Below are 25,015 nucleotides of genomic sequence, written 5' to 3' on the forward strand. Positions count from 1 at the left end.
CATGCCTTGCTCAAATAGTTCAACCAACTGCTCGCGCTGATGCTCACTTAGCGAACTTCGTGCTCTCAATGAAAACTACTCCCCACTAGTCGGTAACTGATTTCTCAGTCCAACTAATGGGGAGCAGTTCAGACATAGCGGGGCTGTGTTCATTTCCGACTTATTTGCGCCCGCTAGTACAAGGGGAGTGCGGTCGCATGTGCGAATGATCGCGCGTTAGAGCTCCTTGGCGATGCGTGCGACGTGGCCGGTGGCCTTCACGTTGTACTTCGCCACGGCGATCTTGCCTTCCTCGTCGATGACGAACGTGGAGCGGATCACGCCCTGAACAACCTTCCCGTAGTTCTTCTTCTCTCCAAATGCGCCATAGGCTTTCATGACGGACTTGTCGGCGTCGGACAGAAGGGGGAAGGTCAGCTCGTACTTATCGCGGAACTTCTCCAGGGCTTCTACCTTGTCGGGAGAAATGCCGACGACGTCGACGCCCTGGCCGTTGAGCTCGGTGAGGGAATCGCGGAAATCACAGGCCTCGGTGGTGCAGCCGGGAGTATCAGCCTTGGGGTAGAAGTACACGATCACCTTGCGGCCCGCGTAGTCCGCCAGGCGCACGTTTTCGCCGGAATCGCTGGTCAGAGAAAACTCCGGAGCCTTGTCGCCGACCTGCAGGCGGGTGGGTTGGTTTGCGGTGGAATTGCTGTTCTCAGTCATGCACCCCACCCTAGCGAAAGCGCTGACGGGCTGGATCATTTACAATGTTCAGGTAGCAATTAAACGTTCGAATAAGGGAGAAACTTCCGTGGCCCGTAGCATCGATGCCATCCAGCGCGACATTGAACGCACCCGCAGCCAGCTGGGACGGACGCTGGAGGAGCTGTCCGTCCGTGCAGATCCGAAGAACCTGGCGGATGACGCTCGCGGCCAGGCCGTGAACACCCTCAAGGAGCCGAAGGTGCAGATGATCATCGGTGGCGTTGTCGCCGGTGTTGCACTGCTGACCGCATTGGCGATCGGCTCCAAGCGCAAGGAAAAGAAGCAGATCAAGGAAATCCAGCGCCTGCTGGCTGCAACCCGCTAAGCGGGTAGCGTTGCAAAGTCTGGCGCTGCCCAGCCCTAAGAAGCTGGCCACGCTTGGTCTGCTGACCATATTTTCGATCGGCGCAGGTTTCGCCTGCGAAGCGGTGGGGGTTCCTGCCGCGTGGATTTTTTCTTTCCTGATCGTCTTCGGCATTTATGCCATTTTCAGCGACCGGCAGGTCAGCCCGCCCAAGAAGGCGATGATCCCCTCCCAGGTGATCATCGCCCTTTTGTGTTCCTCGCCTCTGACCACCATCAACGTCGGCACCATTGCCTCTTATGCCGGACCCACCGCCATGTCGCTGGTGGTTACGCTGGCGGTGTGCCTATTGGCCTCTTGGCTGTTGGTGCGCATTCACCGGGTCGGCCCGGCTACCTCCGTCCTGGCCACGCTCGCAGGCGGGGCCAGCGCGATGGTGATGCTCTCCCGCGAGCTGAATGCGGACACACGCTTTGTCACCCTGACGCAATACCTTCGCGTATCCATTATCGTCTTGACCCTGCCCGGGCTGGTCACCCTGCTTTCCCAAGTCGGGGGCGACGAAGCAGACGCGGCGGAGGGGGCGTCAACAGGAAAAGAAAGCCTCCTCGACGGCCTACAGACGAACTGGCAAGGCGTGGTCGGTGCGGTGGTCGTGGGGCTGACTGTGTGGGCGTTTACGCGCCTGACTGCCCGCTGGTTCAGTATTAGTTCGCCGTACCTGCTGCTCAGCATTGCTTTCGCCATGATTGGCGTGATGGTCTTCAGCGTGCCGCACGAGTTCATTGCGCCGAACGGGCTGCTGGAGAAGCTGGCCTATGCGCTCGTCGGCGTGCAGGCCGGTGGCACTCTGACAAAGGGCGCGCTACGGCAGTTCGTGAAGGCTCTGCCCGTCATTCTGGGGGTGATCGCCCTGATGATCGCCAGCTCTATCGGCACGGCCTTCGCCATCGCGGGACTATGGGACTTCAAGGTTTTGGACGCCTACCTGGCCACCGTGCCTGGCGGCATCTACGCAGTCCTCGCATTCGCGCACGACGCGGGCAGCCAGCCGATCGTCACGGTCATTCAAGTAATGCGCATGATCGCCATGTTGGTGGTGGGCGCCTACGCGCCGCAGATCATTCGGCTGGTGTTTGGCCCGGGCGCGGCAGACGGGCGGCCGGAGCCGCGTGAGACGCAGCGCCAGGGGTAGTAACTCCTAGGAACCTAGTGGTTAGCGCTGGGCGGGGGAGAGTGAGGCGGCGTCCGCAAGAATTTCCATAGACCGCAGGGATTCCGCGGTCGACGGCGACTGCAGCGAGACCATGAGCTCGTCGGCTTGGGCGTGAGTGCGGAACTCCTCGAGGTAACGGCGGACGACATCGCGTGTGCCGACGGCGGAGTAGCGCAACATATCCAGGATCTGCTGGCCGGCGGGGGAATCAATGAGCATGTCCAGTTCCGCTTCCGATAGGCTGCGGCCACGACCCGCCATGATGCGCACGCGGTTGCGGCAGACCTGGCGCCACTGCTCATCGGCCTCTTCTTGGGAATCGGCGGCGGTGACGTTTACTGCGGCGATGACATAAGGCTCCGGGTGGCGTTCCGAGGGCTGGTAGTTGTCTCGGTAGACCTGCACGGCCTGCGTGAGAGCGGCGGGCGCAAAATGGCTGGCGAAGCTGTAAGGCAGGCCCAGGTGTGCAGCTAGCTGTGCGCCGAATAGGGAGGAACCCAGGATGTACAGTGGCACATTAGTGCCCATGCCGGGGACGGCTACAACACCGGGGATCTTGGACTCGCCGTTGAGGTAGCCGTTGAGTTCGGCGACGTCTTGCGGGAAGGTCTCCGCCGCGGAAGGCTCGCGGCGCAGGGCACGGAGGGTCATTTGGTCGGTGCCGGGGGCGCGGCCGAGGCCGAGATCAATGCGGCCCGGGTGGAGCTCTGCGAGGGTGCCGAACTGCTCGGCGATGACGAGCGGGGCGTGGTTCGGGAGCATGACGCCACCGGCGCCCAAGTTAATCGTGGAGGTCTTAGCCGCAATGTGTGCAATGAGGACGGCAGGCGAGGAGCTGGCGATGGATTTCATGTTGTGGTGCTCTGAGTACCAGATGCGCTTGAAACCGAGCTTCTCGGCTTGCTGGGCCCACTGGACGGAGCGGTTGAATGCGTCGGCGGGGCGCTCGCCCTTGTAGACGGTGGCGAAGTCCAGCAGGCTCAGCGGGGAAAGGGAGTTCTCGTGTGCCGTCGTGTCCGTCATAGTGGTTTGGATGCCTCCTTGGTGTGGGCCTGCTATAGGGTTTTGAGTCCTTTACAGACGATAACCACCGTGGTGGGGCGGTTATTCCGCTGGCGTTGGTCGGGGGTAGGTAAAATAAAACCCCCACCGGGATAGATCCCGATGGGGGTGAGAGTGTGGGCTATCAGGGACTCGAACCCCGAACCCGCTGATTAAGAGTCAGCTGCTCTGCCAATTGAGCTAATAGCCCGCGTTATTCGAAGCGCTGTGCGCCTCGGCAACGTGGAAAACTTTATACCTTGGTGTGTGTACAACACAAATCGCCTGGTCGGGGCGGATAATTGGCAGTCCGCAAGCGTGGCTAGAAGTTAGCTGCAAGAGTGGACAGCCTGGCGGAAGCGAGTGCACGAATACAAGCCAGGAGGTATCGCCACCGTTTATAACGTTTACGCTACGAACAGCTGAAACCCGGTCAAATCACTAACGTTCCTCCAACAGCAACCGTTATGGTTTAGGACAGTCACATTTTCTACACACACATTTCTTTCTTGGAGTAAGACTTGCGCAGCACCAAGGTTTTGGGTCAAACCTTTTCACGGATCACTGCGGCGTCGCTAAGCGTTGCCCTGGTCGCTTTCACCGCATCGTGCACGATCGACCATAACGACGATCCGAAGATCAGTTCGAATGCTTCGACGAGCGACGGTGAAGGCGAAAAGAAGAACATCGAACTGACCTCCAACATGAAGGACGGTGGCACTGATGTCGACGTCTCCGAGCATGTGCAGGTTAAAGGTAGCCAGAAGATCGACAAGGTCTCGCTGACGAACGATGCGGGCGAGGAGATCAAGGGCAAGTACAACGACGACAAGACCAAGTGGACCGTGCCTACGAAACTCGGCTACTCGCGCACATACACCCTGACCGCGAAGTCCGGCGATAAGCAACTCAAGCAGACCTTCACGACCGTCTCCCCGGCCACGACACTCAACGGCGCGCTGGCCCCGCTCGACGGTTCGACTGTAGGCATCGGCCAGACCATCGCCCTGTACTTCGACGCCCCAGTGGAGGACCGCAAGGCAGTCGAGGATGCCATCACAGTGGAGACCACGCCGAAGGTGGAAGGTGCTTTCTACTGGATCTCGCCCCAGAACCTCCGCTGGCGACCCAAGGACTATTGGAAGCCAGGCACCAAGGTGAAGGTGAAGGCCAACCTGTATGGCACCAAGCTCGGCGAAGGTGTGTATGGCGGTGAGGACCGCAGTGCAAAGTTCACCATCGGCGATGACGTGCGCGCGGTCGTGGATGACAACACGAAGATGATGACCATCAAGAAGAACGGCAAGACTCTGCAGACTATGCCGGTTTCTATGGGCAGGGACTATGAGTACCCCACGCCGAATGGTACGTACATCATCGGCGACCAGTTTGAGACGCTGACCATGGATTCCTCAACGTTCGGCCTGACCGGCGCGGGGTCGTACAAGACTGACGTGCAGTACGCGACGCAGATGAGCTACTCGGGTATTTACATCCACGCAGCTCCGTGGAGCGTGTACGCGCAGGGCAACACCAATACTTCCCACGGTTGTCTGAATGTTTCGGTGGAAAACGCCGCCTGGGTGTTTAACCACATGAAGCGTGGCGACATTGTTGAGGTGAAGAACACCCAGGGAGAGACTCTGAACGGTGTCGACGGGTTAGGCGACTGGAACATCCCGTGGAATACCTGGAAGGCCGGCAACGCTAACGGCTAGCGCTGGAGCTAGCCGCGCGCCTAACGCAGGCGTGCAGCGCGGGGGAGGGCACGCGCGATAATCCTCGCCTTCTCGGCTCGCGGCACTTGCACGCGGGCCGTTTTTAGTTGCTCGACGGAGGTGCGGGCGAGCCGCTCATTCAGCGCAGCGAAGAGATCGTGCGCCCCGACAACGCCCACGCGGGCTGATAGCGGCAGCAAGTGCATGGTCGCATAAGCCTGGGCAAGTTCCTCGCGGATCTCTGCGACAAGCTTGGCCTTTGATTCCTCTGTGAGTTTTGGCAGATAGGAACGCTGCAAACCGACCGTATCTTCCTGGTAATCCCGCAGGAAGTTCACCTTTTGGAAGGCGCTACCCAGCGCGTAGGCTCCCGCATCAGTCTCCGCGCGCTGCTCCGGGGTCAGCGGGCGCCCTGCCTCGGCGGCGTGAGCTGCGAATACCGCGTTGCACATCCAGCCGATCACGCCCGCGGAGCCGTGCACGTATGCGCGGAGAGGCAAGGATTTGGCGCTGGGGGCGTCAGAGCGCATGGACGCGAAGAAGTCCACCGTCCAGGGGCGATCGAATCCAGCCCAGCGCGCTGTGAGGGCGAACGCGTGCGCGATGGGGTCGGTGCTGAAGCCGGTGTCTAGCGCCGCGAGGGTGGTGCGTTCGTAGTCGTCGAGGGTCTTTTGGACGCCGCAGGCCGGCTGGCTAAGCGCCTCAGCCGTACCGTCGACGATTTCGTCTGCGATGCGAGCGAGGGCATAGATGTTGCGGATGTGTAGTCTGACGGTTGGTGCGAGGAGTTCGCTGGCCAGGTAAAAGCTGGTGGAGTAATGGCGGATAAAGCTGGCGGCCGCGGAGGTAGAGGCCTGCGTGTACAGCGCGGCGGGGGCGTGGTGGATGCGGGCCATGGTTGATAATGCTATCCCATGGGGGAGGAGTGCCTGTGGGGTGGTGGTTCAGGCCCCGGTGGATTGGTGGTTTGGGTCAGATGTCCAAAATTCCATATCTTAAAACATAACTATTCTATTTGTGCAGGTCAGAGGGGGTGCGAATTTTGCGATTTTTCTACTTTTCGCGTTAACCCGTTGATTTTGGACATTTGCCCTCTGAGAGGGCGGGGGGATCGCACGTATCATGGCGCGTATCGGCGCCGTGAGCCGCTGGATGCGCTGGCTAATGCGAGGTCCCGCGGAATGAATGTTCCCTGCGAGATGTTGTGCATACCGAGTGCTTCTTAGGCGCCAGAAAAATAAAGCAGAGAAATAAAGCTATGGAAAGAGAGGCTTCCAGCATGACCACATACAGCTACGACGTCAAGGGTATGAGCTGCGGACACTGTGAAAACGCCGTAAAGGAGGAGGTCGCGAACCTTCCTGGGGTTACGAATATCGAGGTCAGTGCAGACAAGGGGCTGCTGACGTTTGAGCATGATGCAACTGCTGGCGAGCTCAGCGATCAGCAAGTTATCGATGCTGTCGACGAGGCGGGCTACGAAGCTATTCGCCGCGCGTAGGGGAGTGGGCCAGGCGGGAGTGCCCGCCGTTAGAAGGGGCGCAACCCCGCGATGCTGTAGAACTTGTGGCCAAGGAAAAGCAACGCAGAGTCCTCGGAGGTCGCCGACACGTCCAGCACTTCCGCCGCCACTAGCGTGGCCTCCCCGGCCTTCGCTGTATCTGAAATCCGCGCGCGGATCACGGCTCGGGAGTTCGGAAGTAGCGGCTCGCCAGTCTCCGCGGTTACCCACCCTTGAGATTCCGCGAAGCGGTCCGCGCCCGACGTGGCGAAGGAGTGCGCGATGGGGGACTGGGCGTCACTAAGAAAGTGCACCAACATGCTGCTCGACCGCAGTAATTTGCCAGCCGAACCCGTGCGCTTCATCAGCGAGAAACTGATCGAGAGTGGGTCGAGTGAAAGCGAGGAAACCGACGATGCCGTGAGGCCGACGGGCTCGCCGTCGACGGTTGCGGTGATTAGCGTTACCCCCGCTGGGTGTCCGCGGAAGACATCCCGAAACGCTGTTTGAAGATCGGTGTTACTCATTAGCATCACTAGACCTTTAAAAAAATTTGGGGTGACTGACGGGACTCGAACCCGCGACACCTAGGATCACAACCTAGTGCTCTACCAGCTGAACTACAGTCACCATTGCTGTTGAAAACAGCGGATTTCATGTTAGCCGACACCCCGTGCCTTAACCAAAAGGCCAGGTCGTGGGGGGCTAAAACTGGGGTTAGATCGGGAAACGCTCCGTGGCAGCTTTCGCGGCGGCGGTGACGTCAGCGTTGGTCGGGTCAGCCTCAATCAACATTGCGCGGCGGTAGAAATCCAGCTCGCGGATGGACTCCTTGATGTCCGCCAGCGCCCGGTGCGTCATGCCCTTCGCCGGCTGGCCGTTGTACACACGTGGGTACCAGCGGCGGGCAAGTTCCTTCAGGCTGGAGACGTCGATCATGCGGTAGTGCAGGTACTGGTCCAGGTGCGGCATGTAGCGGGTGATGAACTTCCGATCAGCGCCGATGCTGTTGCCCGCCAGCGGTGCCACGCCCGCGGTCGGCACATGCTTCTTGACGTACTCCACAACCTGCTCTTCGGCCTCTTCCAGAGTGATATCGGAGGCGCGGATCTGTTCCGTCAGTCCGGATTCGCCGTGCATCTTCGTCACGACGGCATCCATGCGGGCGAGGTCGCGTTCGGTTGCGTGAATCACCAGGTCCAGACCGTCGTCGAGCGGGTTGAGCTCCGCATCCGTCACAATGACCGCGATCTCGACCAGTACGTGCTGGTCGGGGTCCAGGCCCGTCATTTCGCAGTCGACCCATACGAGTCGGTCGTTCTTGGCAACTTGGTTCGGGGTGGTGTTCACGGAGGTTCCTTTCTGTTGTTGATAATTCTATGTCTTTTTGGGTGACGCCTCCTCGGAATCAGTCGCTTTCGGTTGCCATTTGGGCGTAGAACTTGCCGACGATGGGGGCGGTGACCTTCCGCGGCAGATAGGTGGATACGAAATTCATGGCCTTTGACAAAGGGCCGGGGACTACGCGCAGCTTGTTCTTGGCAAGTGCGGCAAGGGTGTCCAAGGCACAGTCCTCGTAGGTGGTCCAGAGGAAATCCGGGACGGCATCGTCAACCTCGGTGAGCTGTTCATCTTCCTTGCGTGCCTCGCGCACAGGGCCGGGTGCCAGAAGGGTGCACTTAATGCCGTGATCTTTGAGTTCGTAGTGCAGTGATTCGGTGAAGGTATTGACCATCGCCTTGGTGCCCACGTAGGTGGCGTTTCCAGGGATGGCCATGTTGCCCGCGGCGGAGCCGACGTTGACGATCCCGCCCTCGCCACGTTCCAGCATTCTCGGCAGCACGGCCTGCGTGAGTTCGTAGAGAGCAGTGGCGTTTAGTTCGAATTGCAGGCGCTCATAGTCCCAGTCGAGATCCTTGAACTGGCCAAAGGTGGCAATGCCCGCTGAGTTGATGATGATGCTGACCGGGGTGGTGCGGAGCTCTTCTAGCAGTTCTGCGCGGGCGGGCGCATCCGCCAGGTCGACGGAGCGGATCTGCACGTCGCGATCTGGGAATGCGTCCGCGATCTCCTGCATGGGGGCTACGGTGCGGGCGACCAGGAGCAGGTCGTAGCCGCGCCGGGCGAGCTCCTCGGCGATGGCCTTACCGATGCCGGAGGAAGCGCCGGTGATCACAGCGTAGGAGCCTGGAGTGGGGGCGGGGAGGTCCAGTTCCGCGGACTTCTGGGACTTGCCCAGGCCGAACGGCAGTGGGACGGGGAGCTGCTCCAGGGGGAGGGAGCGGAGGGCGTCAATAGGGTTAAAGCGGCTATTCGCAGTCATGGCTACAACCATAGCGGGCGGTGCGGACAAGGTGCGGGGCACGCTAAAGCGCGGAGAAGTGGGGTGAATGGAGTGCGAGGAAAGTTTAGGCGAACACCATTATCAGGACTATAGGTGTGACGAGGGAGTTGCTGAATAAATAGAGGTAAAGTCCACCCCAAAGGGTTCCTTGCCAGCGGGTGAAGAGCGCGGAGCCTAGGCCCAACAAGAAGGCGTAGATGATGATGGGCGGGCTAATTCGCGCGAGCCCGAATAGCAGTGAACTCAGGCCGATACTCGAGGCGACGGGCATGATCGTGTCAAAGTAGCCCATCAGTATGCGACGAAAGACTAGCTCTTCGAGAAACGGGCCGACCATGAGGTATGCAATGAGGGCGAAGATTACCGAAAGGTGCACCGAAATCGAGCTGGACTCTTCGGCGGCGGGGGATTGTTCGCTGAAAATGCTGTCCAGCAGGTTGCTCGAACCAATTGCGACTGTAGCAGCGCCGATGGAAACGAGCGGAATTAGCCAAAAAAGATGTCCAGCCTTGTTTGATAGCGGAAGAAGGCCAGTTTCGATGTTTCGTTTCCGAAGGTATCGAAGCAAAAGCCACATCGGGGCACCGAAAGCGATCGGAAGCGTGAAGGCCATGACAATGCACGTCGTCTTGTCGCTGGCAGATGATTCAGAGAGGCCAAACACCTGGGCAACTAAGAGCCCACAGACAGAAAGAAATGCGAGGGCAGCGACTAAGGCGTCGCGAGCTTGTGGGGCGGTAAGTTCCCGGTAACGAATACTGGCAGAATTCACTTGGTTCACTTCCGTTCCTAGTTTTTGCGTGGTCGGTTGAAGTGTTTGGAGAATGTGTTCAGCGGGGAAAACAGGCCTCGGTTAGCCTTAATACATGATCCCCGATATTCGCAGAGTTGGACAGCACGCCGCGCTGTATGCCCATGTGCGCTGTGAGCACATCATGGAACAGATCGAAGAACGCGTTGGCGATGACTGGGGAATTGCCGTAGGTGAAATTGAAGGCGAGCAGTACTACCAGTTTCAGGGGCGGGTTAAGCTCGCCAATGTTCGAGTGGAACTCGTCGCGACCGTTGACGTGGAGTCTGCGACTCTTAAGTGGGAATGGGCGGATGAAGCGGCTGTTTCCGGAGCTGCAGAACTTGGTCGGCGCCTTGCCGCAGAGGCGATGCGCGAGTGGGGTGAGGAACAAGACCTGCCCGGGTTTACGACCCCAGTGGTGCCTTACGAGGTTCCAGAGTGGGACGGCGATGAAGCTGAATCGGATAGCGGGGAAGACACGGAAAATGAGGAAGGCGAAGAAGGCGACGAGCTGTATGCGCCGTCAATTGCAGCGGCAGCCGTTTCGGAGGATGTGGGGGATAGCGCGTTCGAAATCTTTGGTTCGCATGCTTGTTACGCAAGCATTCCGAACGAAGACGAGTCCGAGATCCGCATTTACTTGATGGATTCGTTCAACCCACCGATACGGGAGACGGATCTGTCGGTGATGTTCGTCAAGTTCGACGCCATATTGTTGGAATGTGACGACCCGGTGTGGAGCATCGAAGGGATTGCGAATCAGCGCGAAGACTGGACGGTCGAAGAAATCGAACCGGAGAAAAAACAACGCGCGTGGAAGATTGCGGACAGCGAGGGACGCTTCTTCGTGGTGGAGCTGAGCTTCAACGAAGACGGCACGATCGCGGAGCTTGGCAAGAAGGGGCTGCTTACAGAGGAAAGCGCCTGACGAAATCCGTCAGACGCTCTAGCTAAAAAAACGAAATCCGCGCCCCGGGAAAGAAAAACCGAGACGCCAGTTTGTCCATGATGTCGCGACTGTAGTGTCAACCATGTCGCGACTCATGACGTAGCGCCCCCGGCAGGACTCGAACCCGCGACACATGGGGTAGAAACCCACTGCTCTAATCCACTGAGCTACGGAGGCATACGAGTCGATAATAGTGCACGCGCATGCGCGCAGAAATTGCGGGGCAACCCTGTGGCAGCTGTGACGCAATCAACATCACAAAACCAGGAAGTTCACCCTGTCCGGAGCGCAGGGTAAGGTTCCAACCATGTCCACCCAGGCAGATCAGGAAGCTAAGCAAACAGCGCAAGCCAAGCCCGCGCAGGCGGAAGCGCAAGCCCCGACCCAGCCCGCGAAGCTGGGCAACCCCGGCCTCGTGTACCTTATCGGCGCTCTCGTCGCCGGGTGTTTCGGCGCGGCCATCGGTTACTCCTTCCTCGGTGAGTCCCTTGCATTGCTAGGCATCCCGGACCCCGGTCCGCTGACCACCATTGGTCTTCCTTTCGTCCGCGGTGCGGCAATCTTCATTGCTTGCCTTGGCCTTGGCGGGTTCCTCATGGCTGCCTTTGGCACGCCCGCCGATAAGCAGGGATATCTCACCCTTGATGGCTTTCGTGCCTCCCGGACGGGAACCTGGGGAATGATCGGCTTCGCACTCCTATCGTTGCTGCTGATTCCGATGTACATGTCGGACATCTCCGGCAGCCCCCTCAACGAGGTTTTAAAGCCCAAGTACTGGGGGATTGCGCTGGAACAGGTGTCGGCGTCGAAGGCCTGGCTCTGGGTTGCCATCTTTGCGGGTGTGGCCGGTGGGCTTTCACTGCTCACGCGCAAATGGATTTGGCAGCCGATCTTCCTGGCGCTGTCTATTCTCTCGCTCATCCCGCTGGCTCTGGAGGGGCACTCCGCGGCGGGCGGTAACCATGATTACGGCGTTAACTCGCTGCTCTGGCACATCATCTGCGTCTCACTGTGGGTAGGTGGCCTGCTCGCGCTGCTGGCACATGCAAAACGCCGCGGCCCGCACCTGGCCCTCATTGTCCAGCGCTATAGCTTTTTGGCGCTGTTCTGCATCATTGCCGTCGCGCTGTCCGGGTTTATTAACGCCCTGCTGCGCGTGCATCTGAACGAATTGCTGACCACCCAATATGGCTTCGTCATCACCTCGAAAATGGTTATGACGTTGATCCTGGCTTGGTTTGGCTGGGTGCAGCGCTCCCACATCATCCCCAAACTCCAAGACGGCGAAGGCGAAGGCGGCAAGACCACCAGCGCCCAACGCGCACCCTTCATCCGCTTCGCCACCTTGGAAATCTTCATCATGGCCGCCACCATCGGCATCGCAGTGTCGCTGGGGCGCATTCCGCCGCCCATCGAGCAGGTAGTGAACCTCACTCAGCAGGATGTGCTGCTCGGCTACACGCTCACCGAACCGCCGTCGATCTGGCGCTACTTCACCATGTTCCGCCTGGATCTCGTCTTCGGTGTGGGCGCGATCATCCTCCAGGCGGGTTACATGTGGGCTTGGTTGAGCCTCAAGAAGCGCGGTATCGGATGGCCCATCCAGCGCCTCATCTGGTGGTCTGTCGGCAATATCACCCTTTTGTTCGCCACCAGCTCTGGTCTGGGCATGTACTCCATGGCAATGTTTGGTCCGCACATGCTGCAGCACGTCATCCTTTCCATGGCCGTGCCCGTGTTTTGGGTTCTCGGCGGCCCCATGACATTGCTGCTACGTGCCCTGCCCGCTGCCGGACGAAACGGTGTGGCCGGCCCGCGCGAATGGTTGGTTGTATTCATCAACAACCCCGTCTCGCGGTTCCTGACCAACCCTATCGTCGCTGGTACACAATTCGTCGTCGGCTTCTATTACCTGTATCTCTCGCCGCTTTTTGACGCCATCGCGCCTGAGCACGCCGGGCACTTGTTTATGATGCTGCACTTCATCATCTCGGGTTACATCTTCTATTGGGTGATTATCGGCGTAGATGCCGCACCGCGGCACCTCTCGCCCTTCATCAAGATGCTGACCCTGTTTGCAATGGTGACCTTCCACGCATGGTTCGGTATTGCGATGATGCAGATCTCCGAGCCGCTGAACGCGGACTTCTACAGCCAATTGGACTTCCCGTTCCCAGTGGACCTCGACCACCAACAGTTCCTGGGCGGAGGCATCACCTGGGGGCTGGGAGAGATTCCGCTGCTTATCGTTTCCATCGCCCACGGCTTCCAGTGGCTACGTTCCGACCGGCGCGAGGCCAAGCGCTTCGATCGCAAGGAGGAGCGTACTGGGGATGAAGAGCTGGCAGCTTACAACGCAATGCTGGCGGGACTTTCCACCGGTCAAATCGATACCGGTAACCGTGCCTACTACGGCGATGACTACCACGATCAGGACGTTCAAAGCACCCTGCACTCCGCCAAGCACAAGGCGAAAAACAAGCCCCATCACACGCCCCAACCAAAGTCCCAGCACAAGCCAGCACAGGAGCAGACGAACCAGGATCCGGACTAACGCATATCCAGCCGCAGACTGTCAACCCCCTTCCTTTCAGCCTGTGGATAAGCCTTCGGCGTGAGTGGAGTTCTCCACAGGGTGGCGTCACAAAGAAAAAGAAAAGTCCTCGACGCGCTATCAATAAGAGTCACGCGCTGGGGAACAAGCTCCGGTGCGGCAATTAGGAAGGGGACTAGTCGGATGAGCAACAATCTGGCACAGGCATATCTGGTGGGGAACGCAGTAGATAACCCGCAGATTCGATTCAGAGGGCTCGACGGCGGGCCGACGTTGACGACATTCCGCGTGGCAATGAACCATCGCTTTCAAGGCGCGGATGGACAGTGGCAAGACGGAGACCCGTGCTACATGGAAGTGCAGTGCTGGGGCACGTTGGGGGACAATGTCATCGCGACAGTGGGCAAGGGAATGTCCGTGATCGTGGTCGGGCGCCTCGTCCAGAGCACGTGGGAAGCCAGCGGGGAGGACGGTAAGACGGTGACCCGCAGTGTGCTGCGAGTACGCGCGACGCACGTCGGGCCGGATCTGGGAGCTCGCAATGTATTGGTGAATGTCCGCAAGGCGGTGGAACAAAACGCGGCCAAGAACGCCGAACAAGAGGTCACCAAGGAAGTCGCCAAGGAACTTGTGGGAGTTGGTGCGGTCACCACCGGCATGGAGGAACGGGAAGGAGAGGAGAAAACGCCTTTCTAGGCGTTTGGCAGCGTAGCTGACCTGGGCTGCTCGGGGGAGTAGCCCAGGTAGGCCTTTCCGCGGTGGCACCACGTACACTAGGTGGGCGAATACATTGGGACACTAACCACGAAAGGTCAGAAGAGTTCACCGTGGGCGAGTTCATTTACACCATGAAGAACGTGCGCAAGGCGCACGGCGACAAAGTCATTCTGGATAACGTCACAATGGCGTTTTACCCCGGCGCCAAGATCGGCGTAGTGGGACCGAATGGTGCAGGTAAGTCCTCCATCCTGAAGATCATGGCGGGCATCGATCAGCCTTCCAACGGTGAGGCATTCCTGGACCCCGGCGCAACCGTGGGCATCCTCATGCAGGAGCCGCCGCTGAACGAGGAAAAGACCGTTCGCCAGAACGTCGAAGAGGGCATGGGTGAGATCTTCGAGATCCGCCAGCGCTATGAAGAGATCGCCGAAGAAATGGCCACCAACTACACCGATGAGTTGATGGAAGAGATGACGACTCTGCAGGAGCAGATCGACGCTGCAGATGCGTGGGAGCTGGATTCCAAGATCGAGCAGGCGATGGACGCACTGCGCTGCCCGCCGGCCGACGCGCCTGTCACTAACCTCTCCGGTGGTGAGCGTCGTCGCGTGGCGCTGGCCAAGCTACTGCTTAGCGAGCCGGACCTGCTGCTGCTGGACGAGCCCACTAACCACCTGGACGCCGAGTCCGTGCTGTGGCTGGAGCAGCACCTGAAGGATTACAAGGGTGCGGTCCTGGCCGTGACCCACGACCGCTACTTCCTGGATCACGTAGCCGGCTGGATCTGTGAGGTCGACCGCGGCAAGCTGTACCCGTACGAGGGCAACTACTCCACCTACCTGGAGACCAAAGCCAAGCGCCTGGAGGTTGCAGGTAAGAAGGACGCCAAACTCCAGAAGCGCCTGAAGGAAGAGCTGGCTTGGGTTCGCTCCGGCGCGAAGGCCCGTCAGGCGAAGAACAAGGCTCGTCTGCAGCGTTATGAAGAGATGGCTGCAGAGGCTGAGCAGTACAAGAAGCTCGACTTTGAAGAGATTCAGATCCCGACCCCGCCGCGCCTGGGTAACCAGGTTGTCGAGGTCAAGGATCTGAACAAGGGATTCGACGGCCGTACCCTCATCAAGGACCTATCGTTCACACTTCCGCGTAACGGCATTGTGGGCGTCATTGGCCCGAACGGTGTGGGTAAGACCACCCTGTTTAAGACAATTGTCGGCCTGGAGCAGCCGGACTCCGGTGAGGTTAAGGTCGGCTCCACCGTGCAGCTGAGCTACGTGGATCAGAACCGCGAGAACATCGACCCCGAGCAGACTGTTTGGGAGGTTGTCTCTGACGGCCTGGATTACATCCACGTTGGCCAGAATGAAATGCCTTCCCGCGCGTACCTCTCCGCATTCGGTTTCAAGGGGCCGGATCAGCAAAAGCCTTCCAAGGTGCTTTCCGGTGGTGAGCGTAACCGCCTAAACCTGGCGCTGACGCTAAAGCAGGGAGGCAACCTGATCCTGCTGGATGAGCCGACTAACGACTTGGATGTTGAGACCCTGTCCTCTTTGGAGAACGCTCTGCAGCAGTTCCCTGGCTGTGCCGTGGTCATCTCGCACGACCGCTGGTTCCTGGATCGCACCTGTACTCATATCCTGGCTTGGGAAGGCAACGTCGCTGAGGGCCAGTGGTACTGGTTCGAGGGCAATTTCGAGGATTACGAGAAGAACAAGGTCGATCGCCTTGGCCCGGAGGCTGCACGCCCGCACCGCGTGACGCACCGCAAGCTGACTCGCTAGGTGTTTTCCTCGCTTAAAACCGTGTAACAACGTGAACCAATGTGAAGGGTGTGGCAAGATTGGTTCACGAAACAAAAGTTACTTGTGAGGTTCAAAGCGAGGTTTTAAACGCAATGCCCTTCATCGACCACGAGCCCACCGGGACTCGCTGGCACACCTGCCACCGCGAACTCCGGTGGTCCGATTTCGACCAATACCAGCACGTCAACAACGCAAAATACCTGGAATTTGGCCAAGACGCGCGAATGGTCTTCCTCAAAGACGTGCTGATGGAGATGGACATAGCGGTTCCCCCGATGTTCGCGCGCCACACCACCATCGACTACCCGTACCCTCTGTCGCCGGGAGAGTCGGAAGTGGCCGTCGCCTCCTACTTCATCGGCGTGGGACGTAAGTCCTGCACAATGCGCCAGGTAATCCAGGATTCCATCGGGCGAGTTACCTGCACTATCGATGCCGTCATGGTGGGAATCGACGTGATGAGTGGCAAGTCCCGCGAATGGAATGAGCAGGACATCCATAACCTCAGTCTTTTCCTCATCCCCGGTGACGAGGAAGTCGTCACCAGCCAAGCTGCCACCGCTGCCCGCTACTAGCTGATCGTTAGTGCGCCGCTAGATGTTGTGCTACTCACCTATGCGAGCTTTGGCTCGGAGGGAGGGGCTAAGGTGGGGGAATTATGGGCGTCACAATCGATCTGCAGGGAATAGTTGACTCGCGATCCGCGACCGCGGCGGTGAGCGCCATGCGGCGCGCAGGCGCAGTGATGAAACGCGCGCTGGTGATGGATCCGGGTGCGCTCGTGCGCTTAGGTGCTGTGGGGGAGCGGTCGACGGATCTTTTTATTTCGACGCCACTAGGCTGCGTTGTTTCTGTGCGTGTACCAGGGCAGGTAGGCGGCGCGGGTAAGAAAGGCTCCGTGGCCTATGCCAGCGAGGCACTGGGGGCAATCGTTGCGTTTGAACCCGGCCAGCAGCTCCTGGATCTGGGAGCGGACATGGATTTGATGTGGATGGGGTCGCTGCCTCCGCAGCAGGGGTTTGAGCTGATCGACACGGTGCCAGGAAGCGTGGTGCGCACACTGCACGCAGATATGGCAGCGGAAAATGAAGCGAACTCTGGCCCCATGGGTATCGCGCGCAGCCTGCTAGAACAGCAGGTTCTTTCGGTGAAACGCTCGGACGGTAGCGACGCCACCACCTCCGTCGCGCTCGAAGGCCGAACCATCGCGGCGCTCGGCGGCCTGCGTTTGGTTCCAGAGCCTGGGGAGAAGCTGCGGGATTATGATTTCGTTCGCGTGAGCGCCGGTGGAAGTTGGATCCGCATTGACGCGCTGGTGGGAAGCGTATATGCGCCACGACCCGGTGGGCTGGCGCGGGTTCCCGGACCGCGCTAGGGCCGCGAAGACTTAGGCGACCTAGGAACCGGCGTAAATGTCGTAGCCCAATTTGATGCTCATAACTACGACGATAACTAGCAGTGCAATGCGGACGAAGCCCGTTCCCTTGGATAGCACAAGACGTGCTCCGACTTGTGCTCCGGCTACGTTAAAGGCCGCCAAGGCTAGACCGAAGAGCCAGATCACGTGGCCGCCGATGGCGAATACGGTAAGGGCTCCCAAGTTGGTGGCGATGTTGATGATCTTTGCTAGGACGGCAGACTCCACGAAGGACTTGCTGAGAAGTGCCGTGAACGCGATGATCAGGAACGTGCCTGTGCCCGGCCCGAAGAAACCGTCGTAGGTGGCGATAATTCCGACTGCGAAGAGTCCTACGAGCCAGCGGTGGCGGTTCTGTGCCGATGCATGTTGAGGTTTACCGAAGCCGGGGTTGAAGGCAACATAGGTTCCGACTGCCAGCAGAAGGAAGATCACCAGAGGCCTTAGCGCCTCGGAGCTCAGCATCGATACCAAGAGCGCACCCGACGCCGCACAGGCGAAAGCGAGCGGTACCCCAAACGCCACCAGTTTGCGGTCGATTTTCTGGCGAATATCGGATGCCCGCAGCATGCGAGCGACGGCAGATGAAGTTCCGAAAACAGCCGCAAGTTTGTTCGTTGCCATTGCTGCGGCTTCGGGTGTTGCTGGTGCGACGATCAGAATCAGGGGAATGAGGATCAGTCCGCCTCCGCCGACGATGGCATCGATCGTCCCTGCAACGAAGGACCCCACCGCGAGGATCGAAAATGTTTCGGCGGAAAGCTCGGCTAGCATCCTTAGATCTCGTCAGGGGTATTCACCAGCATGTGCGCGACTCTTTCCATGTGATCCCACATTGCCGCGCGGTGCTCATCGGGCAGTTGCTCGCGGTCGATGGTGGCCAAGGCGTTGCCCATGAGCTCAAGCCAGCGGTCGCGGGCAGCAGTATCGATGCGGAAAGGGGCGTGGCGCATCCGCAGGCGAGGGTGGCCGCGTCGAGCGTTGAACTCTGCAGGGCCGCCCCAATACTGCACCAGGAACCAGCGCAGGCGATCTTCGGCGCCCTCGAGGTCGTCCTCCGGGTACATCGGCCTGAGGATATCGTCGGTACGAACCTGGCGATAGAACTCGTGCACGATGGCGCGAAACGTTTCCTCACCAACAGCGTCGTAGAAGCTAGAAGTCATGCCTCAACCTTATCTGTTTGTAGAGCGTGAACCGCCCAGTTACTGATCCTTTGATTCTTTCGCGAGCCTTCTAGTGAGCCTTCGCGTCGAAAGCCTGGGCGGCCTTGGCACGAGCCACCCGGTCGCGTCCCTCGGAAAGCACGCGGCGGAGACCACTCGGGGTGTCCTCCGCCTGCACGAGTTCGGCAATGGCGGCATCCGTGGATTCGCTGTGATCCCAAGTGGGGTAGATTCCCTCCAGGGTGCGCAGCGCCATCTCCGAGTTCAGGGACTTCCAGTACTCCACGGCGTGGGCGATGTAATCCTCGCTGAACTGTTGCAGCAGGTCGCCGTGGCCGACGTGCACAAGGCCCGCGTTGCGGTGGCGCAGGCTCAGGTTGCTCTGCTGCGGCGCTTCCACGGTCAACGCACGCCAGACCTGCTGCTTGGTCTGCTCATCCGGTATGGAGGAGCGAGCCTGCAGCGCCAATGCTGCACCACTGGAGGAGTTGTCCTTGGATTCTTCGGCGGCGATGCGCGCCTCTACCTGTGCAGTGGATTCTCCGGTGGCGCGGGCAGCAGCGGTAAGCGCAATGATCACTGCCCAACGCAGATCCTGGTCCACGTTGAGCCCAGGGATCGTTTCGTCATTGTCTTCCGATGCGCCAGTTTCGCCCAGCAGTGCGCGCAGAACAGAAGCCGACTCTGCGGAGTGCACACAGCCCACGAACGCGCGGACAAATGCCAATTGCGCCGGGCCGCTAGTCTTGTGCGCCGCAGCCAGGAAAGCCTCGCGCAGTTGCGTCCAGCCTTCATCCGTCCAATCTGCGGCCGCATAGTTCTCAGCTGCCGAGCGTGCCTGAGCCAGGATTTGCTCCAACACTGCCAGCTCCGTTTCCTCCACCGCGCCACCGGCGACCAGGCGGATAAAGTCACGTGCCCGCATATTCGCATTGCGCGTCATCTGCCAGGCAGCAGACCATACCAGAGCGCGTGCCATCGGATCGGCAATGCGGGCAATGTTCGGCACTTCCTCGCCTCCGATCGCTGTGGTCAGTGACGCCTCATCCAGCGCCATGTTGCCGTAGGCCAGGTCGTCGTCATTAACCAGCACCATGTCACCGGCAGGGGCGCCAACCAGCTCCGGCACTTCGGTGCGCTCGCCGGAAATATCCAGCTCCACCCGATTGGTGCGTTGTAAAGCGCCAGCGTCATCAAAGTTGTAGATACCTACCGCAATGCGGTGAGTACGAGTCTCACCCGCGCCGGGCTGCGCGCCCGATTGTTCTACGGCGAAGGAGGTGTAGGATCCGTCGGCCACGTCGAAGGCCGGGGTGAGAGTATTAATGCCCGTGGTGCGTAGCCACTGATTCGACCAATCGGACAAGTCGCGGCCCGACGCCTTTTCCAAAGCCCCCAGTAGATCCGCAAAGGTCGCATTACCCCAGGCGTGAGAGGCAAAGTGTGCGCGGATGCCCGCAAAGAACTCTTCCAGCCCCACGTACGCCGCCAGTTGCTTCAGCACACTGGCACCCTTGGCATAGGTGATGCCGTCGAAGTTGGCCTCGACCGTCTCAATATCGCCTGCATCGGAGAACACTGGGTGGGTAGAGGAAAGCTGGTCCTGCGCATATGCCCAGGCTTTTTCCTTGCTGTTGAAGGTCACCCACGCCGTGTCGTACTTCGTCGCGCCGGCCTGGCTCATGGCTGCAGACCAAGTAGCGAAGGATTCGTTCAACCACAGGTCATCCCACCACTTCATCGTCACCAAGTCGCCGAACCACATGTGCGCCAGCTCGTGCAGGATCGTATCCGCACGGCGCTCGTACTGGTAATGGCTGGCTGCGGAGCGGAAGATGTACTCGTCGCGGATCGTCACTGCACCCGCATTTTCCATCGCGCCCATGTTGTACTCCGGGCAGAAGATTTGATCGTACTTGTAGAACGGGTAGCCAATTCCGAACTTATCTGCGTAGTAGTCGAAGCCTTGCTTCGTCACCTCAAAAAGCTCATCGGCATCCAGATATTCCGCCAGCGACTGGCGGCAGAATAGCGCGAGAGGTACTCGCATTTCCCCGCTGGTCTGGAGGTTCTCACCCAGTGGATTGTTGCTCAGCGCTTCTACGGTCTCCGGGTGCTCAGTGATCGTGCCGCGCCACTCGTCGCGCACCACGTGCCACGGTCCAACGCAAAACGCAATGAGGTAGGTAGACAACAGGTAGTCCACGCTAGCCCTGTGCTGTTTGCTTTGGACGCCCTCAACCTCCTCTACAGCAACCTCATTGTTCGTCACCACAGTCCACTCGGCGGGAGTGGTTAGTTCCACGTCGTACGTCGCCTTGATATCCGGCTGGTCGAAGCAAGCGAAGACCCGCTTGGCGTCCGCCGTTTCAAACTGGGTGTACATGTAGGCCTGGTTATCGCTGGGGTCGAAAAAGCGGTGCAGCCCCTGGCCTGTGGTGGAGTAGGGGATCTCCGCCTCCACTACAACCTCGTGCTGGCCGCTAGACAGGCCTTCCAGCGGAATCCCCGCTGCGGCGTCATAGGTAAAACCACCGAGCGCTTCGCCATCGAGCTCTGCCCGCAGCAGCGAGTCAGCGCGCAGGTCGAGGAAGGTAGACCCGGCGTCAGAGGTGAAGCTGATGCGCGTCAGCGAGCGAAAGTGCTTGTTATCGGGCTGCTCGCCGCCGGTGAGGTCGAGTTGGATGGTGTAGTGAACATCGCTGATGAGGCTTGCGCGGTGCTCGGCTTCAGTACGGGTTAGGTTAATGGAACTCATGCAAACCACCCTAGTAGGCAGCCCGGACAACTCCGGCGCGTGATGGCGCTAGATGGTTAGAGTGGGTGACATGACTGAAACACAAACACAGACCGTGACCATGTTCTTCGACGCGATTTGCCCCTTTGCCTGGGTAACTAGCCGCTGGCTGCTTGAGGTACAGGAGGTGCGCGACGTGGAGGTCAAATTCCAGCCGATGAGCCTTTCCGTACTGAACGAGGGGCGCGATCTGGATCCGGACTACCGCGAGAAAATGGACGCTGCTTGGGCGCCGGCGCGCGTGGCTACAGCAATCTGGCAGAACCACCCGGAGAAGCTCTCTGCCTGGTACACCGCAATGGGCACCAAGATCCACAATGAACAGCGTGCGGACGCGACCGATCCGCATGGCTACGACGAGCTTATTGCCGAATCTCTGGAGGAAGCTGAGCTGCCCGCAGACCTGGCGAAGTACGGACACCTAAGTGCCGACGAGGAGGGCTCGTACGAGGCACAGCTGCGCGAGTCGCAGGACAAAGCCATTGAGTTGGTGGGCGATGAAGTAGGTACTCCGGTGGTGCAGCTGGGTAATGTGGCCTTCTTCGGTCCGGTGATCACCCGCATCCCGCGTGGCGAAGAGGCTGGCAAGCTGTTCGATGCATCCGTGACCTTGGCAGCAAATCCGCACTTCTTTGAGCTGAAGCGTTCCCGCACCGAATCGCCGGTAGCGGAGTAGTGCTGTAGTAGCGCTCGTGCGACGCTGGTGTAGTGCAGGTGCAGTGCTAAGGCGCAGCCCGCACGTCTTGACCGGCTAAACTGGGCACCATGCGTATTTACCTAGGTGCAGATCATGCCGGTTTTGAGATGAAGAACGTGATTAAGGATCACTTGAACTCCAAGGGCTTTGAGGTTGTGGACTGTGGCGCCCACACCTACGACGCCAACGATGACTACCCGGCCTTCTGCATCGCAGCGGCAAAGTCCGTGGTGGAAGATGAGGGCTCTTTGGGTATCGTGCTCGGCGGCTCTGGCAATGGCGAGCAGATCGCCGCTAACAAGGTTCCGGGCGCTCGCTGCGCCCTCGCATGGTCCGTGGAGACCGCCAAACTGGCCCGTGAACACAACAACGCCCAGCTCATCGGGCTGGGCGGTCGCATGCACTCCGAGGAGGAGGCGCTGGCGATTGTGGATGCTTTTGTTTCCCAGCCGTGGTCGGAGGCTGAGCGCCATCAGCGCCGCATCGACATCCTGGCCGAGTACGAGCGCACGGGTGAGGCCCCTGCACTGCCAGAAAACTAGAAGCTATCTGGATTTTTAATTATTCGCGGTGGTGTCCGATTCGATCGGTGCGCCACCGCGTTTTGCTTGCCATTCCTTCACAATGTTGGAATCCCATAGCGTGAGTCCGTGGTACTTGGTCGCTGGCTGCGGTGCGCGGCCACGTCCTGCGTAGCTGGTAAAAGTGCCACGTGCGGTACCGGAAAACTCAGCGCACTGTGATGCGGTCCAGAGCTCCGTGCCGGTTTTCTTGTCCACGATAATTGGTTCCATAAAACTAGAATTTACTCCGCTAGGATGCTGCCCACAATTGGAAATGTTGTTCTTCTACACCTGCATACCCCCGCAACAATGCAGGTTGAAGGCCATATTTTCAAACGATTTTGCAGGGCAGTGGGGGGTATGGTGTAACATCACTGAACGAAGCGGAACCCCGCTGTCGGAGTAGATCTGCGTGGCAGATTTCTTGTAAACTTCGCAGGCGAGTTCGCAATGGGAATGTCGTATAGTGGCTAATACCTCAGCCTTCCAAGCTGAAGACGCGGGTTCGATTCCCGTCATTCCCTCCAAAATTTCGGCAGCTCTCTTTTTATTGCGCATGGTCGCGATGACGGGGGAGCTGCCGTTTTGTATTTCTCGGTCAGTAGACAGTAAAGTAACGGGCGCAACGTTCGCGTGTGTGCGTGCGCCTATAGGTGCCGTCTCCGTGGGATGTTCAGAATCGGGATATGGCGCAGTTTGGTAGCGCACTCGCTTTGGGAGCGAGGGGTCGCAGGTTCAAATCCTGTTATCCCGACATTTTTTATTTTCACCCTTTTTGTTGGTGACGCCACCTTCCGGCTCGGTGCCGTGAAGTGGCGGAATGGTGCTCGCGAGCTGTATGGCTGGGGGAAATGCGAGCTTTTGATCTGTTGAGTTTTCCGTAGAGATTTTGGCTCGGGTTTTGGTTGGAGGTTCGGCTGGGGAGGGCGGAAAACTGACCCCCGCGTGTTGCGCTCGCCATTGGTTCTATAAAATTGGGCACCGACCGTATAGGTGCTGCGAGACGAATGACGACCGTGGCGCCCAAGAAGCTATCAATACACAGGAGTGTGCATTCGTGAAGAGCTCTGTAGAAAAGCTGAGCGCCACCCGCACCAAGCTCACGATTGAGGTTCCATTCGAGGAGCTTAAGCCAGAGTTCGACAAGGCCTACGCCACCCTCGCGCAGCAGGTAAACATGCCTGGCTTCCGCAAGGGCAAGGTTCCGGCGAAGATTCTGGAAGCTCGCCTGGGCCGTGGTGTTGTCCTGGATCAGGTCATCAACGAGATGCTGCCTTCTCGCTACAGCCAGGCTGTCGAGGAGAACGACGTGAAGGCTCTCGGCCAGCCGGAGATCGAGATCGCCGAGCTGGAGGATGGCAAGCACGTTACCTTCACCGCTGAGGTTGATGTTCGCCCGGAGATTGAGGTTCCGGACTTCTCTGACATCTCCGTTGAGGTTGCGCCGCTGAAGGCTGATGACGAGGCCATCGATGCGGAGCTGAAGAACCTACAGGCTCGCTTCGGCACCCTGAAGCCGGCTGATCGTGCCGTGAAGAAGGGCGACTTCGTCTCTATCGACTTGTCCGCCACCATCGATGGCGAGGCTGTTGACGAGGCAACTACCGAGGGACTGTCCCACGAGGTTGGTAACGATTCTCTGATCGAGGGACTGGATGATGCCCTGGTTGGTATGAAGGCTGGCGAAGAGTCCACCTTCACCTCCAAGCTGGTCGCTGGCGAGCACGCCGACGAAGAGGCAGAGGTTACTGTCAAGGTCGATTCCGTTAAGGAGCGCGAACTGCCGGAGCTGGACGATGACTTCGCGCAGCTGGCCAGCGAGTTCGACACTTTGGAAGAGCTAAAGGAGTCCCTGAAGGGACAGGTCGAGCAACAGCTGAAGAACACCCAGGCTGGCGAGATCCGCGATAAGGTTCTGGCCGCAGCGCTGGAGAAGACCGAGTTCGAGTTGCCTGAGGCTGTTGTTAAGGATCAGGTCGACGCTCAGATTCAGCAGATCATTCAGCAGTTCGGTGGCGATGAGAAGGTCTTCGAGTCCATGCTCGCCGCCCAGGATATGACCCGCGAGAAGTTCGAAGAGGACGCTCGCAGCTCTGCCGAGGATTCCGTACGTACCCAGCTCTTCCTGGATGCCGTTGCTGATGTTGAGCAGCCAGAGGTTTCACAGGAAGAGCTGATGGATCACATCGCCTTCACTGCAAACCAGTACGGCATGGATCCGAACCAGTTCATTATGCAGCTACAGCAGGCAGGCCAGCTGGGCAGCTTGTTTGCTGATGTTCGCCGTGGCAAGGCTTTGGCGCTGAACATTGCCAAGACCACCGTGAAGGATACCGACGGCGCTGACGTGGATCCGAAGGAGTACTTCGGTGATGTAGAGGCTGACAAGGCTGATGCCGAGAAGGCCGATAAGGCTGAGGAGGCTGAAGAGAAGCCGAAGAAGGCTCCTGCCAAGAAGTCGACCACCAAGAAGTCCACTGCCAAGAAGAGCACGGCTAAGAAGTCGACCACCAAGAAGTCCACTGCCAAGAAGGGCACGGCTAAGAAGTCGACCACCAAGAAGTCCACTGCCAAGAAGACCACCAAGAAGGCAGCGGAGAAGAAGGAAGACTAAATAGTTTCCTTTCCCGCCGGATCTCTCTGAGGTTCCGGCGGTTTTCTTTATTCTGCGGTTGGCGACCCGCGG

Annotated in this window: 24 protein-coding genes and 5 tRNA genes; 15 read left to right on the forward strand and 14 right to left on the reverse strand. The window is 59.2% G+C overall.

The window, feature by feature from the left end:
• Positions 1–216: 216 nt before the first annotated feature.
• Complete coding sequence (gene bcp / locus AC05K6_RS09795; RefSeq protein ID WP_476728435.1) at positions 217–708, reverse strand: thioredoxin-dependent thiol peroxidase; 492 nt, start codon at positions 706–708, stop codon at positions 217–219.
• 88 nt (positions 709–796) lie between these two features.
• On the opposite strand from bcp, the gene AC05K6_RS09800 reads away from it, so the two are divergent.
• Both AC05K6_RS09800 and AC05K6_RS09805 read left to right on the forward strand, forming a co-directional pair.
• Positions 797–1,075, forward strand: a complete 279-nt coding sequence (locus tag AC05K6_RS09800; RefSeq protein WP_293791462.1) for a DUF3618 domain-containing protein — start codon at positions 797–799, stop codon at positions 1,073–1,075.
• A 10-nt stretch (positions 1,076–1,085) separates the two neighbouring features.
• On the forward strand, positions 1,086–2,249 hold the full coding sequence (locus AC05K6_RS09805; protein ID WP_293791461.1) for an AbrB family transcriptional regulator: 1,164 nt from the start codon (positions 1,086–1,088) through the stop codon (positions 2,247–2,249).
• Positions 2,250–2,270: 21 nt separating this feature from the next.
• Here the strand turns inward: AC05K6_RS09805 and AC05K6_RS09810 are convergent, their stop codons facing one another.
• Positions 2,271–3,293 (reverse strand): LLM class flavin-dependent oxidoreductase, encoded by a 1,023-nt coding sequence (locus tag AC05K6_RS09810; protein WP_293791460.1) that lies wholly within the window; start codon positions 3,291–3,293, stop codon positions 2,271–2,273.
• Between the two features lie 156 nt (positions 3,294–3,449).
• Positions 3,450–3,522, reverse strand: a tRNA-Lys gene (locus AC05K6_RS09815).
• Between the two features lie 310 nt (positions 3,523–3,832).
• Between AC05K6_RS09815 and AC05K6_RS09820 the strand changes: the two genes are divergently transcribed.
• Positions 3,833–5,029 carry a L,D-transpeptidase gene (locus AC05K6_RS09820; RefSeq protein WP_476728436.1) on the forward strand — a complete coding sequence of 399 codons (1,197 nt, stop codon included), beginning with the start codon at positions 3,833–3,835 and terminating at the stop codon, positions 5,027–5,029.
• Between the two features lie 20 nt (positions 5,030–5,049).
• Here the strand turns inward: AC05K6_RS09820 and AC05K6_RS09825 are convergent, their stop codons facing one another.
• Positions 5,050–5,925 carry a phytoene/squalene synthase family protein gene (locus AC05K6_RS09825; protein WP_476728437.1) on the reverse strand — a complete coding sequence of 292 codons (876 nt, stop codon included), beginning with the start codon at positions 5,923–5,925 and terminating at the stop codon, positions 5,050–5,052.
• A 383-nt stretch (positions 5,926–6,308) separates the two neighbouring features.
• On the opposite strand from AC05K6_RS09825, the gene AC05K6_RS09830 reads away from it, so the two are divergent.
• A complete protein-coding gene (locus AC05K6_RS09830; RefSeq protein WP_448307397.1) occupies positions 6,309–6,530 on the forward strand; it encodes a heavy-metal-associated domain-containing protein in 222 nt (73 codons plus the stop codon).
• Positions 6,531–6,559: 29 nt separating this feature from the next.
• On the opposite strand, the gene AC05K6_RS09835 is transcribed toward AC05K6_RS09830, so the two are convergent.
• From AC05K6_RS09835 to AC05K6_RS09855, 5 genes are all read right to left on the reverse strand, one after another.
• Positions 6,560–7,057, reverse strand: a complete 498-nt coding sequence (locus tag AC05K6_RS09835; protein WP_476728438.1) for a flavin reductase family protein — start codon at positions 7,055–7,057, stop codon at positions 6,560–6,562.
• Positions 7,058–7,084: 27 nt separating this feature from the next.
• A tRNA-His gene (locus AC05K6_RS09840) sits at positions 7,085–7,160 on the reverse strand.
• Between the two features lie 87 nt (positions 7,161–7,247).
• Positions 7,248–7,880 carry an oligoribonuclease gene (gene orn / locus AC05K6_RS09845; protein WP_434827890.1) on the reverse strand — a complete coding sequence of 211 codons (633 nt, stop codon included), beginning with the start codon at positions 7,878–7,880 and terminating at the stop codon, positions 7,248–7,250.
• Between the two features lie 58 nt (positions 7,881–7,938).
• The gene (gene cmrA, locus AC05K6_RS09850; RefSeq protein WP_473964110.1) at positions 7,939–8,742 is read right to left on the reverse strand and encodes a mycolate reductase; all 804 of its coding nucleotides are present in this window, start codon (positions 8,740–8,742) and stop codon (positions 7,939–7,941) included.
• A gap of 196 nt (positions 8,743–8,938) precedes the next feature.
• Positions 8,939–9,655 (reverse strand): lysostaphin resistance A-like protein, encoded by a 717-nt coding sequence (locus AC05K6_RS09855; protein ID WP_476728439.1) that lies wholly within the window; start codon positions 9,653–9,655, stop codon positions 8,939–8,941.
• Between the two features lie 85 nt (positions 9,656–9,740).
• Here AC05K6_RS09855 and AC05K6_RS09860 point away from each other — a divergent pair, with 85 nt between their 5' ends.
• The gene (locus tag AC05K6_RS09860; RefSeq protein WP_476728440.1) at positions 9,741–10,595 is read left to right on the forward strand and encodes a DUF6882 domain-containing protein; all 855 of its coding nucleotides are present in this window, start codon (positions 9,741–9,743) and stop codon (positions 10,593–10,595) included.
• 124 nt (positions 10,596–10,719) lie between these two features.
• On the opposite strand, the gene AC05K6_RS09865 is transcribed toward AC05K6_RS09860, so the two are convergent.
• A tRNA-Arg gene (locus AC05K6_RS09865) sits at positions 10,720–10,793 on the reverse strand.
• 130 nt (positions 10,794–10,923) lie between these two features.
• On the opposite strand from AC05K6_RS09865, the gene AC05K6_RS09870 reads away from it, so the two are divergent.
• From AC05K6_RS09870 to AC05K6_RS09890, 5 genes are all read left to right on the forward strand, one after another.
• Entirely contained in the window at positions 10,924–13,170 is a 2,247-nt protein-coding gene (locus AC05K6_RS09870; protein ID WP_476728441.1) for a bifunctional copper resistance protein CopD/cytochrome c oxidase assembly protein, read from the forward strand.
• Positions 13,171–13,353: 183 nt separating this feature from the next.
• Complete coding sequence (gene ssb / locus AC05K6_RS09875; RefSeq protein WP_476728442.1) at positions 13,354–13,866, forward strand: single-stranded DNA-binding protein; 513 nt, start codon at positions 13,354–13,356, stop codon at positions 13,864–13,866.
• 131 nt (positions 13,867–13,997) lie between these two features.
• Positions 13,998–15,668, forward strand: a complete 1,671-nt coding sequence (gene ettA, locus AC05K6_RS09880) for an energy-dependent translational throttle protein EttA (protein ID WP_293791449.1) — start codon at positions 13,998–14,000, stop codon at positions 15,666–15,668.
• Between the two features lie 113 nt (positions 15,669–15,781).
• Positions 15,782–16,264, forward strand: coding sequence for an acyl-CoA thioesterase (locus AC05K6_RS09885; RefSeq protein ID WP_293791448.1), 483 nt, complete (start codon positions 15,782–15,784; stop codon positions 16,262–16,264).
• 83 nt (positions 16,265–16,347) lie between these two features.
• Positions 16,348–17,064, forward strand: coding sequence for a DUF8185 domain-containing protein (locus tag AC05K6_RS09890; protein WP_476728443.1), 717 nt, complete (start codon positions 16,348–16,350; stop codon positions 17,062–17,064).
• A gap of 21 nt (positions 17,065–17,085) precedes the next feature.
• Here AC05K6_RS09890 and AC05K6_RS09895 read toward each other — a convergent pair whose 3' ends face one another.
• The 3 genes from AC05K6_RS09895 to pepN all read right to left on the reverse strand — a co-directional run bounded on the left by AC05K6_RS09895 (position 17,086) and on the right by pepN (position 21,030).
• Entirely contained in the window at positions 17,086–17,880 is a 795-nt protein-coding gene (locus tag AC05K6_RS09895; protein ID WP_476728444.1) for a TSUP family transporter, read from the reverse strand.
• A gap of 2 nt (positions 17,881–17,882) precedes the next feature.
• The gene (locus AC05K6_RS09900) at positions 17,883–18,272 is read right to left on the reverse strand and encodes a globin (protein WP_448307377.1); all 390 of its coding nucleotides are present in this window, start codon (positions 18,270–18,272) and stop codon (positions 17,883–17,885) included.
• Between the two features lie 70 nt (positions 18,273–18,342).
• Positions 18,343–21,030, reverse strand: coding sequence for an aminopeptidase N (gene pepN / locus AC05K6_RS09905; RefSeq protein ID WP_476728445.1), 2,688 nt, complete (start codon positions 21,028–21,030; stop codon positions 18,343–18,345).
• Positions 21,031–21,082: 52 nt separating this feature from the next.
• On the opposite strand from pepN, the gene AC05K6_RS09910 reads away from it, so the two are divergent.
• Positions 21,083–21,745 (forward strand): mycothiol-dependent nitroreductase Rv2466c family protein, encoded by a 663-nt coding sequence (locus AC05K6_RS09910; protein WP_476728446.1) that lies wholly within the window; start codon positions 21,083–21,085, stop codon positions 21,743–21,745.
• An 89-nt stretch (positions 21,746–21,834) separates the two neighbouring features.
• Positions 21,835–22,308 (forward strand): ribose-5-phosphate isomerase, encoded by a 474-nt coding sequence (locus AC05K6_RS09915; protein ID WP_293791442.1) that lies wholly within the window; start codon positions 21,835–21,837, stop codon positions 22,306–22,308.
• A gap of 15 nt (positions 22,309–22,323) precedes the next feature.
• Here AC05K6_RS09915 and AC05K6_RS09920 read toward each other — a convergent pair whose 3' ends face one another.
• Positions 22,324–22,560, reverse strand: a complete 237-nt coding sequence (locus tag AC05K6_RS09920) for a hypothetical protein (RefSeq protein ID WP_293791441.1) — start codon at positions 22,558–22,560, stop codon at positions 22,324–22,326.
• A 221-nt stretch (positions 22,561–22,781) separates the two neighbouring features.
• Here AC05K6_RS09920 and AC05K6_RS09925 point away from each other — a divergent pair.
• From AC05K6_RS09925 to tig, 3 genes are all read left to right on the forward strand, one after another.
• Positions 22,782–22,856: transfer RNA gene (locus AC05K6_RS09925), tRNA-Gly, on the forward strand.
• Positions 22,857–23,009: 153 nt separating this feature from the next.
• Positions 23,010–23,083 (forward strand) — tRNA-Pro (locus tag AC05K6_RS09930).
• Between the two features lie 303 nt (positions 23,084–23,386).
• Positions 23,387–24,943, forward strand: coding sequence for a trigger factor (tig, locus tag AC05K6_RS09935; protein WP_476728447.1), 1,557 nt, complete (start codon positions 23,387–23,389; stop codon positions 24,941–24,943).
• Positions 24,944–25,015 lie beyond the last annotated feature (72 nt).

The organism is Corynebacterium sp. TUM25020 (genome assembly GCF_056388495.1).